Source organism: Methanosarcina baltica (genome assembly GCF_055394095.1).
In genome coordinates, this window is the sequence record NZ_AP042463.1 from 1390760 (window position 1) to 1410637 (window position 19878).

19 protein-coding genes are annotated in these 19878 nt (G+C 40.1%); 18 read left to right on the forward strand and 1 reads right to left on the reverse strand.

Annotated elements, in window-relative coordinates; translation table 11 throughout:
• The first annotated feature begins 359 nt into the window (after positions 1-359).
• Positions 360-1331, forward strand: coding sequence for a Cdc6/Cdc18 family protein (locus tag ACZ5QV_RS06060; RefSeq protein ID WP_464601679.1), 972 nt, complete (start codon positions 360-362; stop codon positions 1329-1331).
• On the opposite strand, the gene tnpC is transcribed toward ACZ5QV_RS06060, so the two are convergent.
• Positions 1323-2885, reverse strand: a complete 1563-nt coding sequence (gene tnpC / locus ACZ5QV_RS06065; protein ID WP_464599444.1) for an IS66 family transposase — start codon at positions 2883-2885, stop codon at positions 1323-1325. The two genes, ACZ5QV_RS06060 and tnpC, sit on opposite strands and share 9 nt — an antisense overlap.
• 111 nt (positions 2886-2996) lie before the next feature.
• Between tnpC and ACZ5QV_RS06070 the strand changes: the two genes are divergently transcribed.
• From ACZ5QV_RS06070 to ACZ5QV_RS06150, 17 genes are all read left to right on the forward strand, one after another.
• The gene (locus ACZ5QV_RS06070) at positions 2997-3326 is read left to right on the forward strand and encodes a hypothetical protein (protein WP_464601680.1); all 330 of its coding nucleotides are present in this window, start codon (positions 2997-2999) and stop codon (positions 3324-3326) included.
• Between the two features lie 243 nt (positions 3327-3569).
• Complete coding sequence (locus ACZ5QV_RS06075; protein WP_464601681.1) at positions 3570-4526, forward strand: NAD-dependent epimerase/dehydratase family protein; 957 nt, start codon at positions 3570-3572, stop codon at positions 4524-4526.
• Positions 4527-5258: 732 nt separating this feature from the next.
• On the forward strand, positions 5259-5747 hold the full coding sequence (locus ACZ5QV_RS06080; protein ID WP_464600751.1) for a helix-turn-helix domain-containing protein: 489 nt from the start codon (positions 5259-5261) through the stop codon (positions 5745-5747).
• A 23-nt stretch (positions 5748-5770) separates the two neighbouring features.
• Positions 5771-6295 (forward strand): IS630 family transposase, encoded by a 525-nt coding sequence (locus ACZ5QV_RS06085; protein ID WP_464602039.1) that lies wholly within the window; start codon positions 5771-5773, stop codon positions 6293-6295.
• A 4-nt stretch (positions 6296-6299) separates the two neighbouring features.
• On the forward strand, positions 6300-6476 hold the full coding sequence (locus ACZ5QV_RS06090) for a hypothetical protein (protein WP_464601682.1): 177 nt from the start codon (positions 6300-6302) through the stop codon (positions 6474-6476).
• A 119-nt stretch (positions 6477-6595) separates the two neighbouring features.
• Positions 6596-7777 (forward strand): AAA family ATPase, encoded by a 1182-nt coding sequence (locus ACZ5QV_RS06095; protein ID WP_464601683.1) that lies wholly within the window; start codon positions 6596-6598, stop codon positions 7775-7777.
• A 109-nt stretch (positions 7778-7886) separates the two neighbouring features.
• Positions 7887-8360 (forward strand): hypothetical protein, encoded by a 474-nt coding sequence (locus tag ACZ5QV_RS06100; protein ID WP_464601684.1) that lies wholly within the window; start codon positions 7887-7889, stop codon positions 8358-8360.
• A gap of 28 nt (positions 8361-8388) precedes the next feature.
• Positions 8389-8748: a hypothetical protein gene (locus ACZ5QV_RS06105; RefSeq protein WP_464601685.1), complete on the forward strand. Its 360-nt coding sequence runs from the start codon at positions 8389-8391 to the stop codon at positions 8746-8748.
• Between the two features lie 315 nt (positions 8749-9063).
• Positions 9064-9453, forward strand: a complete 390-nt coding sequence (locus tag ACZ5QV_RS06110; protein ID WP_464601686.1) for a GxxExxY protein — start codon at positions 9064-9066, stop codon at positions 9451-9453.
• Positions 9454-10382: 929 nt separating this feature from the next.
• Positions 10383-11243 (forward strand): mannose-1-phosphate guanylyltransferase, encoded by an 861-nt coding sequence (locus ACZ5QV_RS06115; protein WP_464602044.1) that lies wholly within the window; start codon positions 10383-10385, stop codon positions 11241-11243.
• Positions 11244-11650: 407 nt separating this feature from the next.
• Positions 11651-12718: a non-hydrolyzing UDP-N-acetylglucosamine 2-epimerase gene (gene wecB, locus ACZ5QV_RS06120; RefSeq protein WP_464601687.1), complete on the forward strand. Its 1068-nt coding sequence runs from the start codon at positions 11651-11653 to the stop codon at positions 12716-12718.
• 54 nt (positions 12719-12772) lie between these two features.
• Positions 12773-14032 carry a nucleotide sugar dehydrogenase gene (locus ACZ5QV_RS06125; protein ID WP_464601688.1) on the forward strand — a complete coding sequence of 420 codons (1260 nt, stop codon included), beginning with the start codon at positions 12773-12775 and terminating at the stop codon, positions 14030-14032.
• Between the two features lie 11 nt (positions 14033-14043).
• Positions 14044-14646: a dTDP-4-dehydrorhamnose 3,5-epimerase gene (gene rfbC / locus ACZ5QV_RS06130; protein WP_464601689.1), complete on the forward strand. Its 603-nt coding sequence runs from the start codon at positions 14044-14046 to the stop codon at positions 14644-14646.
• Between the two features lie 13 nt (positions 14647-14659).
• Entirely contained in the window at positions 14660-15616 is a 957-nt protein-coding gene (rfbB, locus tag ACZ5QV_RS06135) for a dTDP-glucose 4,6-dehydratase (RefSeq protein WP_464601690.1), read from the forward strand.
• On the forward strand, positions 15589-16398 hold the full coding sequence (gene rfbD / locus ACZ5QV_RS06140) for a dTDP-4-dehydrorhamnose reductase (protein ID WP_464601691.1): 810 nt from the start codon (positions 15589-15591) through the stop codon (positions 16396-16398). Before rfbB ends, rfbD begins: the two co-directional genes overlap by 28 nt.
• Positions 16395-17123, forward strand: a complete 729-nt coding sequence (locus tag ACZ5QV_RS06145) for a sugar phosphate nucleotidyltransferase (protein WP_464601692.1) — start codon at positions 16395-16397, stop codon at positions 17121-17123. The genes rfbD and ACZ5QV_RS06145 overlap by 4 nt, the downstream gene beginning before the upstream one ends.
• 1113 nt (positions 17124-18236) lie before the next feature.
• Entirely contained in the window at positions 18237-19667 is a 1431-nt protein-coding gene (locus tag ACZ5QV_RS06150) for a flippase (protein WP_464601693.1), read from the forward strand.
• Positions 19668-19878 lie beyond the last annotated feature (211 nt).

A 19878-nucleotide genomic window follows, 5' to 3' on the forward strand; every position in this document is an offset into this window, starting at 1 on the left:
TGCACATCTGCGAAAAGTATGATGTATGTGTAAATCTAAAGTGGAAAATGGAGTTACTCTATCACTTTTAGAAATAGACTCCATTCGAAAAGTGTTAATTTGGAGTATGTGTGTGTAAATCTAAAGTGGAAAATGGAGTTACTCTATCACTTTTAGAAACAGACACCATTCGAAAAGTGTTAATTTGGAGTATGTGTGTGTAAATCTAAAGTGGAAAATTGAGTAACTGGCTCTACGAAGTAACGCCATTAGTATTACCAAATAAACGCTATGTGGATTAATTATGAAATTAATAGCATATATAACTATAGTAAGTTATAGAAATTAGCTTACATTTAGAAAACTTTATATTAAATGGGATGGTTATAAAGTGCAACTTAAATGGAAGTGGTGATATCATTAACCAAAGCTCACTATTCGGCGATCTGTCGTCACCTATATTTAAAGATCGGGGTGTTCTGGACGTTGGTTATATTCCAAGCGAAATAATCGAAAGAGACCAGCAAATCCAAGCAGTAGTTGATTTATTCATACCTATATTTAGTAACGGGAGACCAGAACATGCTATCATATATGGTGCTACAGGAAGTGGTAAGTCAGTTGTAGTAAAATTTGTATTAAATCAATTATTAGCGGAAGGTCACTCCCAAGTGAATTTACGATATATTGAAGTGTCGTGCAGAAAGCATAACACGATAACGAAAGTGTTGAGCCATATTCTACGGGCAGTCGGTTACCCTGGGCGAATCCCAAGCCGTGGGCTTGCGACTGGATATTACTATGATCTTCTTTTCGATTTTTTAAAACATGAAGGGTACTCTGTGACGATAATTTTCGATGAAATTGATTTTCTCAAAGACATCGATATTATCTATAATTTCTCACGCACCGGGGAATATGATGATTTAAATGACCGGCAATATATTCAAATTATAGGATTATCTAATACGGGCCAATTCATTAACATGCTCGATCCCCGAACGGAATCATCATTTCAGCACGAGCATATAATATTTAATGCATACAATAAATCACAACTTGAGGCTATTCTAAATGCAAGATTAGCTCTAGCGTTTCAGCCAGGGGTGGTTGAGGCCACAACTATCGAGTTATGTGCACAGAATGCCGAGGATGCTGGCGGAGATGCCAGGTTAGCAATTAAACTGCTTAAAATGGCTGGCACGAATTGTATCCAAACTAACTGTGATACTGTACAGCCTGGGCATATAACAATGGCTACTCATACCTTGAGTGAAGATGTTAGTTCAGAGTATATTCAAGGGTTAGTTGCTAATGACCGATTCTGCTTTTTGGGTATCTATTCAGGGTAAGGGTGGCACATTTTCAATCGCCGCATGAAGTGAACTTATAGTAGGTATATTATTCTTTATTAGTGTAGATATGTATCCCCTAATTCTAAAGAAAACATCTGCTCCATGGGGTTTCCTAAAATCTCCCGATATTTTTTGCTGAACTGTTATCATTCTGAGATCTCTTTCTGCTTGGTTGTTACTGAAAGGAACTCTTAGATCCGTAGCAAACCTCAAGATTTCTTTTTCATACTTTGAAAGTCTATCAAGGAGATTTTTTGCATCGCTCTGCGCTTTTCTTCCTCTTTTAACCCCATTGTCTTTCGAGATTTCAGGTGGAGGATTGTCCTCAAATCCTTTCATTAGTATTGACTGATACTTTTCTTTAAAGGTCTTGAGCGTATCTTCATCTATTTGTATGCCCTGTTTTCTGGCAAAGTCTGCGCATTTTTTAATTTCATATAGGAGATCAGACATCTCCTCAGCCCACACTTGCTTGAATATGTTATAAATGTCTTTAAGTTCTCTTTGAATGTGGACATTACATGCCGCATGTTCACATTTGTATTTAAAATAGGGTTTCCAGAAATCGTGGACTATAATTCCTCTATATTTAGGCAACACTCCCATTTTATTCATTGCTTTTGATCCTCGACTCCTATTATGGAAATAGTATGTATATTTTTTTGTAGAGATTAAATGGCAGTATTCCCCTTGACCACCAACGTCGATTCCAGTTTCATCACCATGGATGACATTTTCTTTTATCAGTTGCTTCTTGATGTGGTTTGTAGCACCTTTCAACTTGTGAAATAACTTATTTTCTGCCCTAATTATTGTACCAACGCTTATATCAAATCCAAAGGCATCTTTAAATAATTTCTTGATTCGGTCATAGGGAATCAATTGGTAGTTTCGGAGGTAAATTGCAATTGTTAAAACCATATTGCCATATTGGACAGGTTTTGTAATTGATTTCGGAAAAGCAGCTTTGTTTTTGCGGTTACAATAAGGACATTTTTTGATCTCAGCACGATGTTCGGTCACTTTACGCCTTACAATTATTTCAAATTCTTGTCTCTTCTCGTAATTTATAACTTCAATCTTCTCAATGTTACAACCACAATGTTCACATTTATGTAGCTTATAAATGATTGTTTTATCAGGATTTTTAATCATCCTTAATGTAGAACCAGGATGCCCTTTTTGGCCGCCAGGACGTCTAAAACTTCCTTTTTGTGAACCTTTTGATTGAGGTATTTTATCAGTAGAATTGTTAGTAGAGGGAAGTCGATTTCTTTTTTGGTTTTGGTTATTCTTTTTTAGGCGAGATTCTAACTCATTAAGTCTTTCTCGAAGTTCGGTGTTTTCGGATTCAAGATTTTCATATCGAGATTCAAGCTCTTCGTGTCGAGATCCAAGATCTTCATACCGAGATTCAAGCTCTTCGTGTCGAGATCCAAGATCTTCATACCGAGATCCAAGATCTTCATACCGAGACTCAAGATCCTCAATATATGAAACAATGGATTCAGGGTCTGAACGGCATTGAGTAAGAATCTCTTCACATTTCATAAACCTCATTCCAAAATCCGATGATTTTTATATTAATCTATATGAAAAAAGTAATTGTTGAGTTTATACGAAATATAAGTTAGAAACAGAGGTAGCTGAATAGATACCTTTTTGGCTATCATTAAAGCGCAGAAGCATTTCGATATTAAGTCGTCAGTTTCAACCGGAGATGTATATCGGGTGTATAGAGATATGTGTGAAATCGCAGGTATACATGTCAGTTCACTAGCAGCAGTATCGCAACGCATTAAAAAGTTAAATATGATTGGTGTAATCACGGCTAATTGTATGAGTAAAGGTCGCGGTGGCATGACTAGAGAAATTAGTATTAATGGTGACATTGATGCACTTGAATCTGCAATATACCGCGATGTAAAACTTGCACGATATGCTAGATATATCCCCAATCAAAAGAAGTTGTGCTCTCATAAATTATGGTAATGCTTTCGAACAAAGCTTTATTCCATTTTCCACTTTAGATTTACACATCCATCCTTAATCTGGTCGTGTCTGTGAACCATTGATCATGGTTGAAAAAACCGACATATTCAGCTTATTTAAACGCATTTATCAGAAGTCCTTCTATAACCAATTTTCAATGACTTACCCCCACGATCATATATACAAAATCATAAAATAAAAATAAAAGAATCCCTATTTCCCATAACAGGATATTGATTTTTCATGAACCCAGCCGCAGAAAAAATTCTTGTAACAGGAGGAGCCGGTTTTATTGGCAGCCACCTGGTTGACCGCCTGATGGACAAAGGATATGAAGTAACGGTTTTTGACAACCTCAGCTCCGGCAAGCTGGAGTTTATCGAGCAGCACCTCAAAAACCCGAACTTCAGCCTGATCGAAGGAGACCTGCTTGACACAGATGCGATTAACAAAGCCTGCAAAGGAATGGACTTCGTCTTCCACGTAGCCGCAAACCCGGACGTCAAACTGGGAGCCACGGACACGAAAGTCCATTTCGACCAGAACATAACCGCAACCTACAACCTCCTCGAAGCCCTGCGGATTAATAACGTCAAAAAGCTTGCATTCACCTCGACCTCCACGGTCTACGGGGACGCTAAAGTCATGCCCACCCCGGAAAGTTACGGTCCCCTCGTCCCGATCTCCCTCTACGGCGCTTCAAAACTGGCCTGTGAGGCCCTGATTACATCCTATTCTCACACCTTCGACATCCAGGCCTGGCTCTTCCGCTTCGCAAACATCGTTGGAGACCGGAGCACTCACGGAATCACTGTAGACTTTATCCGGAAACTTCAGGAAAACCCGGAAAAACTTGAAATCCTGGGGGACGGAAAGCAGGAAAAGTCCTATTTGCACGTCTCTGAGTGCGTGGACTCTATTCTTTTTGTGATAGAGAAGAGTGGGGAGGAAGTAAACATTTTTAATATCGGCTCTGAAGATACTGTCAGCGCAAGCGAGATTGGAAAAATCGTTGTTGAGGAAATGGGGCTTTCCGATGTGGAATTTACTTATACGGGTGGTTCGAGAGGCTGGAAAGGAGATGTTCCGAGAATGAGGCTCGGGGTTGAGAAATTCAAGGAGATTGGAGGGAGGCCCGTGTATTCTTCGGAGAGGAGCGTCAGGGAAACGGCCCGGAGTTTGCTTGATGCCGGAATATAATTCTTGTCTTTTTTTATAATTTAGTTGTGTGTGTCAGAGAAAAAAAACCACGGAACACACGGAACACACGGAAAAAAGATTGCAGGAAGACGGTATTAAGGTTGTTATGGCGTTTTTTAGTCCGCTTTTAAGAATCCAGAATTGTTTTTGAATTAGATTATATAAAGGTCCGACACACTCACCGGCCACAGGCCGGTTTCCGTGTCATTCCGTGCCTTTCCGTGGTTAAGAGATCTTCTGACACTGATAATGGAAAGAAAACTTAAAACAACAAGATATAATGCTCAGTGCAGCTATCCGCTTAATTCTTACTATGGTTTTTGGTGAGGAGCTGTTTGGTGTGTGACTCAAACCACGGAAAACACGGAAAAGCACGGAAAAAGAATGAATGGAAGACGGTATTAAGGTTGTTATGGCGTTTTTTAGTCTGCTTGAGCGTAGCGAAACGGACCCCGTGCTCCCGAAGCGGAACTCGGGTGCCGAAGCGGAACTCGGGTGCCGAAGCGGAACTCGGGTGCCGAAGCGGAACTCGGGCGACGGAAAAAGAACGGAAGGAAGACAGAAATGATGAGGTTGTCAACTACCCCTACCTGCCAGTTCCTCCAAAGCTGGAACTGTCGAGGAAAGAGTGTCCTGCTGGAGGAAAGATGAAAGCGTTCGGAGATATTTTTAAGATATACTCGTTCAGGATTATAAATCCGAATTATATGTAATGAATTCATATATACATCAATGAAAAAAGGACAACGACTTTACAGGATAAAACTCACCCCCGAAGAGAGGCAACAGTTACTGGAGTTAGAAAAAACAACAGCTAACAAGAAACCTTACAAAAGAATTTTGGCAATTAAAATGCTTGATGAAAACAAGAAAAACAAAGAAGTTGCCGAAAGTTTGTCTATTTGTATTGATACAATTACTGATTGGGTAGAGATTTATCGAAAAGATGGTATTGAAGGTTTAGTTAATTTTCAATATAAGGGAAGGCCTTCGAAGTTAAGCGCCGAGCAAATCTCAAAAATTAAAGAAGAGGTTAATAAAGGATCATTTGCTGTTGCAGCGGATATACAGCATTACATTGCGGAAAATTTTGGAGTGGAGTATAGTGTAAAATATATCTCAGAATTGGCAAAAAAAATAGGATTATCTTACAAAAAAACGAAATCAATTCCTGGGAAAGCACCATCAATAAACACTCAAAAAAAACGATACATGAAATAACAAATCTTCTTGAAAGCGATTCTATTGTATTGTTCTTTGATCCATGCCATATGATACATAATCTTGTACCTGCAAGAATGTGGCAACTAAGAGGAAGAAAAAGAACCATTAAGATGAAAACAAATACGGGAAGACGAAGAATTAGTATTCTTGGTGCTCTCGATATTCTGGATTTATCAGTAATATCAACAATTACAGAAGAAAATTGCAATTCGGAAAGAGTAGTGGAGTTTTTTGCAAAAATAAGAGACATTTATCCAGACAAAAAAATAGTCATAATATTGGATAATGCACGCTATAACCATGCAAAATTCACAACCAAGTATGCCGAATGGTACAATATTGAACTATATTTCTTGCCTCCATATTCACCGAATTTAAATATTATTGAAAGGTTGTGGCGGTTTACCAAAAAGGAATTGGTAAACAATAAATATTATGAAAATTTTGAGAAGTTTTCAGGTAAAGTTAAAAGTTTCTTTGAAAACATTAATCAATATGAATCTGAATTGAAACAATTATTGACACTAAAATTCGAAATAATATAACTGAGTGAGTATATATATAAGAACTGGCAAGATCTCTGATAGGGACATGGGTTTTTGCGAAAAACTCGACTGGCATCCAGTAGACGAATTGCCATTGAAGGAAGAATTCCTCTGTGAGCTCAGGAGGGCAAGGCAGGAATCACCTGAAAAAATGGGTTCGGTCTCGGAAATTTTCAAGTGATATGGATGCCATATGCTGCAGATAACCTCCCATGCATAGGCTGGCCAATATATAGGCCCCCCTATAAGAAAAATGAATTGTGATAACTATATATAGGCTGGCCTATAATACATGAAAGTATGAGCCGGCCTTTTATCTACGGAAAACCTGTTGAAAGCCCCTATTTTACGGACCGGGAAAAAGAATCAGGCCTGCTCCGGGCCGAAATCGGGAACCTGGTTGAGGAAACGTCCATAAACCTTGCGGTGCTGGGCCCGAGAAGGGTCGGAAAGACCTCTCTCCTAAAACACGTAATCCGGGAACTTGAGCCCGAAAAAAAAATTGTACCGCTTTTTATTGACTGCCTCTCGATGCCTTCAGTGCGGCGTTTTTCCGGGGTGCTTGCAGAGAGCGCCAAAACCGGCTACGTTGAAAAAACGGGGGATCGGGCCTACCTCAAAAAACTCCACGAACACTTGAAAAAAAGCGCTGTGGAACTTTTGTTAAAGCTCTCTGGCCTGGAGCTTTCCGTGGCCTCCTATCTCTCTATAAAAATAAGCCTGGAAGACCCCGGGACCGATGAGGCCCTTATTTTCGAGACCGCCCTGAACTACCTTGAGGAACTTGCAAAAAGCAGGGACGTGTATTTTGTCGTCTTTCTGGACGAGTTCGCCGAACTTGCGGAAAAGGGAGGAGAAAATTTCACAACGCTCCTGAGGACGGTTATCCAACAACAAAAAAGGGTAATGTACGTCTTTTCAAGCTCGGCCATAACCTACATGAACGACCTGGTTTACAGCAGTAAAAGTCCCTTTTACAGGCAGTTAAAACCCGTTTTTATAGGCCCTCTTCCCGAGGAGCACGCCAGACGCTTTATAAAAGAGAGGCTGGCCCTTGCAGGTTACTCCATAGAGGAGCAGGCCCTTAACACGATGATCGAAAAAAGCAACTCTCTTCCCGACTACGTCCAGCGCCTGGGCGACTCTCTCCTCGACACCGCAAAATCTTCCATGGTTACTGAACAGGATATTCTTGAGGCCTATGAGGAAATCTTTGTTACTCTTGACCCGACATTCAACCTTGTTTTTGCAAGACTTTCCGAAAACTCAAAAGTCTATGCTGATATTTTGATTTCAAGCGCAAAATACTCCCGGCCTTCCCGGATTGCAAAAGATGCCGGGCTGCTTGCGACGTCTCTTCCTTATTATATGTCTTATTTGCTTAACCTGGGCCTCGTCCGGAAAGAAAGTCCGGGGCGTTATGGGCTTGTAGATCCAATTTTCAGAGAGTGGATTGTAAGGAAGTTCATGCTGGAAGGCTGAAGGGACGCTCCAGAGGTGGTGGAGTTGAGAATTTTAAGGAGATTGGAGGCAGGCCCGTGTATTCTTCGGAGAGGAGCGTCAGGGAAACGGCCAAGAGTTTGGCTGATGCTTGAATATAATTATTGTCTTTTTTGATAATTTAGTTGTGTGTCAGAGAAAAAGAAACCACGGAACACACGGAAAAAGATTGTTAGGGGGAATAGAAGGTTTATCTTTTGTGATTATTTATCAGTGTGTGCCAGAGAAAAAAACCACGGAACACACGGAATACACGGAAAAAAATTGTTGGGGGAATAGAAGGTTTATCTTTTGTGATTATTTATCAGTGTGTGCCAGAGAAAAAAACCACGGAACACACGGAATACACGGAAAAAAAATTGTTGGGGGGAATAGAAGGTGTATCTTTTGTGATTATTTATCAGTGTATGCCAGAGAAAAAAACCACGGAACACACGGAATACACGGAAAAAAAATTGTTGGGGGAATAGAAGGTGTATCTTTTGTGATTATTTATCAGTGTGTGCCAGAGAAAAAAACCACGGAACACACGGAATACACGGAAAAAGATTGTTGGGGGGAATAGAAGGTGTATCTTTTGTGATTATTTATCAGTGTATGCCAGAGAAAAAAACCACGGAACATACGGAATACACGGAAAAAAAATTGTTGGGGGAATAGAAGGTGTATATTTTGTGATTATTTATCAGTGTGTGCCAGAGAAAAAAACCACGGAACACACGGAATACACGGAAAAAGATTGTTGGGAGAATAGAAGGTGTATCTTTTGTGATTATTTAGTATTGTGGGCCAGAGAAAAGGAAACCACGGAACACACGGAATACACGGAAAAAGATTGTTGGGAGAATAGAAGGTGTATCTTTTGTGATTATTTAGTATTGTGGGCCAGAGAAAAGGAAACCACGGAACACACGGAATACACGGAAAATATTTTAGTCTGCTTGAGCGAGTGAAACGAGCGAAACAGACCCCGTGCTCCCGAAGCGGAATTCGGGTGCCGAAGCGGAATTCGGGTGCCGAAGCGGAATTCGGGTGCCGAAGCGGAATTCGGGTGCCGAAGCGGAACTCGGGCATGGAACACACGGAAAAAAACAGCCAGTAGACGGCAATTAACCTTCCGGACATATGGCGTTTTTCAGTCCACTTTCAAACTATCTATATTAGAAAACTTTCTTAGAGCAATCCGGGTTGAGATCTTTTGATAGAAAGGTAAATATCAATTAAAATTAAACAGTTAGGGCAACAACTGTAGGAGATGGGGGATTTTTATGAACCGCAGGATGAAGATGTTGATTTACGAGAAAGAATCTTTCACAATACGTGGAGCTATTTTTGATGTTTACAAAGAAATGGGCAGTGGTTTTCTGGAGGCTGTCTATCAGGAATGTTTTGAAAAAGAACTGGGCAGACAAAATATTCCGTTTGTTTCTCAAAAAGAATTGAAACTGGCGTACAAGGGCGAAACACTTCAGCAAACATATAAACCTGATTTGATTTGTTATGACAAAATAATCGTAGAATTAAAAGCGGTTAAAGCAATTACACCAGAACACAAAGCACAGGTTTTTAATTATTTAAAGGCAGCTGGCTTGAAACTTGGAATAATTGCAAATTTTGGACACTTCCCGGGGGCAGAGGTTGAAAGAATTATTCTATGATCAAGTGAACTACCCCCACCTACCAGCCTTCGGTTGTCGAGGAGGGGTCTTCTGCTGCCGGAGGTAACGTAAGATCTAAGACTGAGTGCAAATTTCCGGTACTTTCTTTCCGTGTGGTCCGTGTGGTCCGTGGTTTAAAAGGTTTCCTGACACTGATTATAGAAAGAGAAAACCAAAAAAACAAGATATAAGACTGAGTGCAAATTTTCGGTACTTTCTTTCCGTGTGGTCCGTGTGGTCCGTGGTTTAAAAGGTTTCCTGACACTGATTATAGAAAGAGAGAAACCAAAACAACCAAAATATAAGACTGAGTGCAGATTCCCGGTACTTTCTTTCCATGCCCGAGTTTCGCTTCGGGAGCACGAGGTCCGTTTCGCTACGCTCAAGCAGACAAAAATATTCCGTGTGGTCCGTGTGGTCCGTGTGGTCCGTGGTTAAAAAGAGTTCCTGACACTGATTATAGAAAGAGAAAAAAAAGATATAAGACTGAGTGCAGATTCCCGGTACTTTCTTTCCGTGTGGTCCGTGTGGTCCGTGGTTAAAAAGAGTTCCTGACACTGATTATAGAAAGAGAAAAAAAAGATATAAGACTGAGTGCAGATTCCCGGTACTTTCTTTCCGTGTGGTCCGTGTGGTCCGTGGTTAAAAAGATTTCCGGACACTGATTATAGATAGAGAAAAACAAGATCTAAGGCTGAGTGCAAATTCCTGCTGAGTTTTTCATGAAACCTGAGATGCATTACCTAAGAATTCTCTTCATAACACAATTTATCTAAATAACTTTTTATACACCCTTACATATTATATCTCAGGCTAAATTATTTAACTAAAGAATAAGAATACTGTTTAATTAAATAAATAATCAAATATTCCACTTCATCCGAGTTCACCAAAAAAAACCACAGGGGCTGAAAAAGATAAAATCCATAATCCTCGCCGGCGGTTCCGGAACCCGCCTCTGGCCGTTAAGCCGCGAACAGTACCCGAAACAATTCTTAAAACTAACCCAAAACTCCCTCTTCCAGGACACCGTTCTCCGTTGCCTGAAACTCTCCGACATCTCCGAGATTTTCGTGGTGACAAACGAGCCCCAAAAATACTTCGTGCTCACCCAGGTTAAAGAACTTGGCTACACCCTCCCCGAGGAAAACGTCCTGGTAGAACCGGAAGGCAAGAACACCCTCCCAGCAATCGTCTACGGGATGAAGGAAATAGAAAACAGATTCGGAAAATCAGCCGTCGGGATCTATTCCTCAGACCACGTGCTCGACCCTGCCGCCATGCAGACAATCGCCGCAGCCGAGCCCCTGACCTCCGAGTACCTCGTAACCTTCGGAATCTCCCCGACCCATCCTCACACCGGCTATGGCTACGTCAAACCCGGCGAGCCCTTAAACTGCGGCTTCCGGGTCAAAGAATTCAGGGAAAAACCGGATCTTGCTTCCGCAAAGACCTACATCGAAGAAGGCTGCCTCTGGAATAGCGGGATGTTCCTCTTCGACACCGACCTCTTTTTTTCCGAATTAAGAGCCCACGCCCCTGAAACCTTCAAGGCCTTTTTTGAAGCCAACCCCCCTGAGAACTCTCATATTTCTGAAATTTCTGAAATTTACTCAAAACTCCCCAAACTTTCCATAGACTATGGCATAATGGAAAAGTCCGCAAAAGTTGCGGTCGTAAAGCTCGAACAGCGCTGGAACGACCTGGGCAACTTCTCCGCTCTCTACGAAGAATTCGAAAAAGACGAGTCCGGAAACTGCATTAACGCCTGCGACTCTTGTGTGGTTTGAAGATGAATACGGGAGAAAATGAAATTTATACTCACCAAGCTTTAAAATTCGGGATTTTTGCATCAAAATACAAGGCAAGTTTGAAGTTCTCGATCCAGAATCACTATCAAGAGAACTTTCAACCACGGAACACACGGAAGGACACGGAAACCGGCCTTCGGCCGGTGAGTACGTTGGTCCTTTATATCCTCTCATTCAAAAACAACTCTGTATTCTTGAAAGTGGACTGAAAAACGCCATCGCAACCTTAATACCGTCTTCCGGGCATTATTTTTCCGTGTGTTCCGTGTGTTCCGTGGTTTTGAATGCACACACCAAACAGCTCCTCACCAAAAAACACAGCAAGAATTAAACAGAGAACTGCCAATTACTTATAAAAATGCTTATAAAATGGAAACGTGAAATCCATGAAAATTGCAATCATCCTTGGCACCCGGCCCGAGATTATAAAAATGAGCCCTATTATCCGGGAATGTGAAAAACAGGGCATCGATTTCTATATTCTTCACACCGGTCAGCATTACAGCTACGATATGGACCGGATCTTTTTTGAGCAACTAAATCTCCCCCAGGCAAAGTACAATCTCGACGTAGGCTCAGGCAAACACGGGGAACAGACCGCAAAAATGCTTGCCCAAATCGAAGAAATCCTGCTTCAGGACACACCGGATGTGGTGCTTGTCCAGGGAGATACAAACACAGTCCTTGCAGGTGCCCTTGCAGCTTCCAAACTCCATATCAAAATAGGGCATGTGGAAGCAGGCCTCCGCTCCTTTGACAGAACAATGCCGGAAGAAACAAACCGGATCATGGCAGACCACATCTCCGATTACCTTTTTGCTCCCACCGAAACCTCAAGAAAGTACCTCTTAAACGAAGGCATTCCCGAGGAGAGAATCTTCGTTACCGGAAACACAATAGTGGATGCAGCTTACCAGAACCTGGAGATTGCAAAACAGAGCGACAATATTCTTGAAACCCTCGGGCTTCAGGAAAAAGAGTACTTCATAGCAACCGCCCACCGTGCTGAAAACGTGGATGATAAAATCCGTTTAAGTGGAATCCTGAACGGTTTTTCAAAGATCTATGCAGAATTCAAACTCCCAATAATTTTCCCGGCCCACCCGAGAACTGTTAAGATGATAAAAGAATTCGGGTTTGAAGTCCCGGAAGGCACCCACCTGATCGAACCTCTCGGCTACCTGGAATTCCTGCAACTTGAAAGCGGGGCAAAACTGATCCTTACGGACAGCGGCGGAGTTCAGGAAGAAAGCTGTATTTTGAAAGTCCCCTGCGTAACCCTGAGGGACAATACGGAAAGGCCCGAAACCGTTGATGTGGGTGCAAATGTGATTGCCGGAACCGGGGATAAAATCATAAGCAGCGCTCAAACCATGATCAAATCGGACCTTAACTGGCAAAACCCCTACGGCAACGGAAATGCCGGGGAACTTATCCTAAAAGAATTACAGTAACCGGAATTATTACTGAAACGGAAATCTTAATTATTTTTGAAAAAGGGTGTTAAAATGTCAAAAATCTGTGTGTTAGGACTGGGCTATATCGGACTTCCAACCTCTCTGTTGTTTGCAAACAACGGCCACGAGGTAGTTGGAGTAGATGTCAATAAACGTGTGGTTGAAATCCTGAAAAGCGGAAAAATGCCGTTTGAAGAAGAAGGTTTTCAGGAACTTCTTGACAGCGCCATAGAAAACAACTCATTCAGAGCCGAATCAATCGTTGAAGAAGCAGACGTCTTCCTGGTAGCTGTCCCTACTCCATTCGATACCGAAATGAGAATGGCAGACCTCAAATACGTAATTTCAGCCTGCGAAATGATTACCCCCTACCTTAGAAAAGGCAACCTCGTAATCATAGAGTCCACAATTCCTCCAAAGACCTGTGAAAAGCAGGTAAAACAAGTTCTGGAAAATTCCGGCCTAAAAGCCTCCGAAGATTTCTCCATATCCCACTGTCCTGAAAGAGCAATTCCGGGAAACACCCTGTACGAAATGGTCAACAACGACCGGGTAATCGGAGGAATTGACGATAAATCCACCGAACTCACAAGAGAATTATATTCCTCCTTCGTCAAAGGCAACTTACACATCACAAACAGCACAACCGCCGAAATGATCAAACTGATGGAAAACACTTTCAGAGATGTAAACATCGCCCTTGCAAACGAACTTACCCAGATCGCCGATGATTACGGCGTGGATGTCTGGGAAGCCATTGAGATTGCAAACAAGCACCCAAGAGTAAACATCCTGAAACCCGGCCCCGGCGTAGGCGGCCACTGCATTGCAATCGACCCCTGGTTCCTCACCGAAAACGCCAACAACAGCAGTCTGATCTTCATGTCCAGGCAAATCAACGACTCCATGCCCCAGTACGTTTTGAAGATGGTCAAGGAAATGCTTGCAGGGATTGAAAATCCAACAATTACTGTTTTTGGAGTTGCATATAAGGGAGATATTGGGGATACAAGAGCAACTCCGGCTAAGAAGTTTATCAAACTTGCAGAGAAGGAAGGATACAAGGTTAAGATTTATGATCCGTTTGTGAAGGAGTGGTGCTATCCGATTCTGGAATTGGAAGAAGCTGTAGAGGGAAGTGATTGTATTGTGGTTTTGACGGATCATTCAGAATTTAGGGAGATGGATCCAGGTGAGTTCTGTAGGAAGATGTCAAATTTGAATATTTTTGATACAAGGGATGTCATCTCTAAAAACTTATGGGATAAAAAGAGATTCTCTGTACAAACTATTGGAACAACTCATAATTGAAAGGAGGATACATGAAACTAATAAAAAACAAAATAGAAGACCTCTTTATACTGGAACCCAAAGTTTTTGCGGATGAACGGGGCTATTTTTTTGAAAGCTTTAACAAAAAGACACTTGATGATTTAATCGGGAAGGAATACAACTTCGTTCAGGACAATGAATCAAAATCCTCCTATGGTGTGGTTCGAGGACTCCATTACCAGTTAGAACCTTATTCCCAGGCTAAACTGGTAAGAGTATTACAGGGAACGGTCTATGACGTTGCTGTCGATCTTAGAAAGGGGTCCCCAACATTTGGAGAATGGGTAGGAGTTGAACTTTCTGCCGAAAATAAAAAACAATTTTTGATCCCAAAGGGTTTTGCTCATGGTTTTTCCGTTCTGAGCGAAACTGCGGTTTTTGCATACAAATGTGATGAATACTATTATCCCGAATCCGAAGGCGGTATCGTCTATAATGATCCAGGACTGAGTATTGACTGGAAAATAAAAGATGATGATATAGTATTATCAGACAAGGATAAAGTTCTGCCAGAATTGGAACATGCTAAAATGAATTTTCAATCTGATAATTCTTACTCAGTCTTAAACCCAACATTTTGTGTCAAAAACTAAAAAGGTGACAATTTTGAAACTACTGGTAACTGGTGGCTGTGGATTTATAGGCAGCAATTTTATTCGCCACATGATGAAAAAATACCCGGATTATCAAATAACAAATCTCGATAAATTAACCTATGCCGGGAATCCTGCTAACCTCAAAGACCTTGAAAACGATCCGAATTATTCTTTTGTTAAAGGAGACATTTGCGACCCGGATATTGTCAGCGAAGCAATGAAAGAAGTAGATTGTGTGGTTCATTTTGCAGCCGAAAGCCATGTGGACCGTTCAATTGAAGACGGCTCGGTTTTCATAAAAACTAATGTACTTGGTACAAACACCCTGCTTCAATGTGCTCTTGAGCATGAGCTCAAGAAATTTATCCACATCTCAACCGATGAAGTCTACGGCAGTATTAAAGAAGGCTCCTTCATTGAAACAGATATACTGAACCCTTCAAGCCCTTATTCCTCAAGCAAAGCTGGTTCAGACCTGCTTGCAATGTCATATTACACAACATACGGCCTGCCCTTATGCATAACCCGCTGCACCAATAACTTCGGCCCCTACCAGTATCCAGAAAAATTGATTCCTTTCTTCATCAGCAGATTAATGGAAGGAAAGAAAATCCCAGTCTACGGCACAGGCCTGAACATCCGGGACTGGATCCATGTCGAAGACCACTGTTCCGCAATAGACTTTGTCCTCCACAACGGCAGCAGCGGAGAAATCTACAACATAGATGGCGGAAGCGAACTTACAAACCTTGAAATCACCCACCGCCTTCTAAAAATGCTCGACAAAGACGAGTCCTCAATCGAATACGTCGAAGACAGAAAAGGCCACGATTTCCGATATTCCCTTGACGGCAACAAACTGGAAAAAATGGGCTGGAAACCAAAATATGATTTTGACACTGCTCTGGAACAGACAGTCGGGTGGTATGTCGAAAATAGATGGTGGTGGGAACCATTAAAACGCTGATTATCGGCGCCAATGGGATGCTTGGCTCAGACCTTTGCAAAGTGTTTCCCTATGCTGTGAAACTGACACATAAGGATCTTGACATTACAGACAGAGAGCAGGTTATTGAATCGATTCTGAAAATAAAACCTGATGTGGTCATAAACGCAGCTGCCTACACAAATGTGGATGGCTGTGAAGATAACCAGGAACTTGCATTTCAGGTCAACGGATACGGACCTGGATACATGGCAGAAGCCTGCGCCAAGGTGGGTGCAACACTTGTTCATTTCAGCACCGACTACGTTTTTGACGGCTCCAAAAAAGAGTATGTAGAGTCTGAGATCACAAATCCAATTAATGTATACGGGCACTCAAAACTTATCGGTGAAAGGAAGATCATCGAAAATATGGATGAATACAGAATCATAAGGATTTCCTGGCTTTTTGGAATACATGGGAAAAACTTTGTTGAAGCTATGCTGAGATTGTCTGGAGAAATGGATACTGTAAAGGTTATCAATGATCAATTTGGAAAACCTACCTATACAATGGATCTAGCCACTAAAATAAAAGAAATAATTGAACTTGACCCTGAAATTTATCATATTACAAATGATGGGATCTGTTCCTGGTACGAATTTGCGTCTTCTATTATCGATAATGTAACTCCCTGTAACAGTGAAGAATTCCCTAGAAGAGCAAAACGTCCTGAGTACTCAGTTCTTGTAAATACCAAAACCAAACCCATGAGGCACTGGAAAGAAGCACTTGAAGCTTATTTGAAGGAGAGAAGCACATGAAAGGAATAATACTCGCGGGCGGAACCGGAAGCCGACTTTACCCCCTTACCAAAGTTACAAACAAGCACCTCTTGCCAATTTACAACAAACCGATGATCTACTACCCCATCCAGACCCTGATCAATGCGGGTATCAAGGAAATAATGATCGTATCCGGAAGAGGTCACGCCGGGCACTTCCTCGAACTTCTGGGATCAGGTGTAGATTTTGGAGTGAGATTCACATATGAAATACAGGAAGAAGCAGGAGGCATTGCCCAAGCACTGGGATTGGCCGAAGATTTTGCGGATGGTGATAGTGTAACTGTCATTCTTGGAGATAATATATTCCAGAACGACATCAAAGAGGATGTCGAAAACTTCAATGGTGGTGCCAAGATTTTTCTAAAAGAAGTCACTGATGCTCACAGGTTTGGAGTAGCTGAACTGAAGGGTGAGAAAGTAATAGGGATTGAGGAAAAGCCAAAAATGCCAAAGACAAATTTTGCAGTTACAGGACTTTATATATATAACTCTGATGTTTTTGACGCAGTTAAAACACTCAATCCTTCTGGAAGAGGGGAACTTGAGATTACAGATGTAAACAATTACTACATAAAGAAAGGGGATATGGAGTATGGAGTTCTTGGAGGCTTCTGGAGTGATGCAGGGACTTTTGAGAGTTTAATAAGAGCCGGGATGTTAGTGCAGCAACATCAAAAAAAGGATCCAGTAGAAATTCGATAAAAATCAGAGGTTTATAGGAATCTTATATCCTTAGGAATGTTAAAAATATAACTTCAAATTTTATTTCGGGAATTGCTATCTATTCATACAGGTTGTGTTTTTGTTGATGGAGGCGTTTGGTGTGTGCATTCAAACCACGGAACACACGGAAAAAGAAAGGTCACAAGACGGCAAGTACGGTTGCTCTGGCGTTTTGTCCACAATGAATTTTGAATTGATTATTTAAAGTACCGGCGTGCTTACCGGCCATCAGGCTGGTTTCCGTGTCTTTCCGTATGTTCCGTGGTTAAGGAATGGTAAACAAAAATCCTTGATATTATTATTTGACCCATACCTTAGTTCCGCACTTATAGGCACATAGTCGTCTTTTGATGTTGAATTATGCACTTAATTTTAAGCACATCATCCTTTTGGTGTGATTTCAAAATCGTTATCAATCGAGATCATAGATTTGTATAAATGATTATATGCGCTTAAACCGGAGTTTATATTTTGTAGTATAAAGCTGCATCAAGTGACACATAATCCATATGGTTTAACAAAAAATTAATTATGTTGAGCAACAATTCAAAACAATTTAATATAAAAGCAAGAAACATGGAACTACTCAAATGAATGAGTGCATAACAAAAATAGCTAATTTCCTACCACATAGGGTCTAACACATAATCTCCATAACAAGATGCCATATAATGGTTTCTTTCTTATAGAAAGTACCAATCGACGAGCCAATTCAATATGTGGCAACGCCAAAATTGAACGAAACGAGTTTATAACTTAATTAATTTATTGTTAGGCTTAGGTAATATCCATAGTTACATCCCGATTTTCATGAGATCTTATAAACTCCGGTTAAAATTTTGGAACAAAGGTTAATATATAAAATGAAGAAAACGATGAGTCTTAAAATATCTAAAATAATAAATCTCTTTATGATGGCTTTTTTGCAAAGTTGCAACAAAAAACAATCCACAATTTGATCAAAAGTTAACATACTTTTGTTCAAGATAATGAATTGAAACATCTATGATGTGTTTAGCAGCTGATTTAAAACCTTTTGAGATCTGAGTAAGTTATTCAAAAACACTACAAAAATATAAATGAGGCACATCATTGAATACAGTTCAGAAAGTTACCAAAAACACTTTAGTATTACTCATAGCGCAGATCATTTCTATGATACTTGGCTTTGCTTACACTATATATATAGCCAGAGGAGTGGGTTCTGAAGGATTCGGAAAACTGAATTTTGCGCTTGCATTTACAGGAGTCTTTATTCTTTGTGCGGATTTAGGGTTAAACACGCTAATTACAAGGGACGTGTCACGCCAAAAATCTCAAGTTGGGATATATTTATGGAATGTTTTATTAATTAGATCATTTTTGTCCATTATTACTTTTGGACTTATCTCGATAATGGTAACTAGCCTTAACTATCCAGAGCAAACAATAAAAGTAGTACAATTGATCGCATTGTCTTCTATTTGCGTTAACTTCTCCGCAATGTTTCATGCAATATTCCAAGCTTTTGAGCAAATGGAGTATGTTTCCCTGAGTCAGATATTTTCGAGTTTATTAATGTATATTGGAATTATTATTGCCATTAAAAATGATCTCAATATTATTGATATCTCCATCATATATATTGCAGTCAGTGCAATTGTATTAGGAATTAATATTATTATTTACATATGGAAGTTTCCAGTATCAAAAGTAAAAATTGATTGGAATTTCTGGAAATATTTATTGAAAGAATCACTGCCATTCTGGGTAGCTACTTTTTTTGTGATAATATATTATCGAATAGATATTATAATGATTTCACTAATGAAAGATGATTCTGCCGTCGGGTGGTATTCTGCATCTTACAGATTGATAGATGCACTTAGTTCTGTTTCAGCTATTTTTACGATTGCGATGTTTCCGGTTTTTTCTAAATATTATATCAGTTCTAAAGACTCAATGAATCTGGCATTCCAAAAATCGTTAAAGTTTTTGATCCTTCTCGCAATACCTATTGGAATCGGAACAACCATACTTGCAGATCAAATCATTTATCTAATATATGGAACGGGTTATTCTCAATCAGTAATAGCTTTAAAAATACTTATTTGGGCTAGTGTACTGGGTCTTATTGATCTGGCCCCATGGACATTATTAAATTCAACAAATAATCAAAGAACTCTCATGATATATACATTTGTTGGAGTAGTTTTTAATATAACTTTTAATTATATGCTAATACCTTCAATGAGTTATGTAGGAGCAGCAATTTCAACTGTTGCCACTGAATTTATAGTTGGTCTATTTTTTATTTTTAGATTAAATAAAATAAACAAAAAATTATTCAATACAGTACCTACAACAATTGTAAAATCAATTATTTCAGGACTTTTAATGGGTATTTTCATACACAGTTTCAGTTCATATTCAATATTTTTATTGATTCCATTAGCAGTAATCATATACTTCATCTCATTCTTAGTGATCGGAGGATTTGAAAAAGATGATCTTAAGTTATTAAATCAGGTAATCAAAAGATAAGATTTGTTTTATCAAAATTGATATAATTGACATTATCACTATTAGGCAGGGGCACATATCTTTCAATAATTTTAAGGCGTTGATTGTCAAAATCACTTGTACATCGGAACTAACACGTGCTACAAAGAAAGATAGAAAGAAGATAGGAATCTGTAGATTTCGGGAAAAAAATCTCAACCGAATACATTTTGACAACCTAAAAACAAATGGT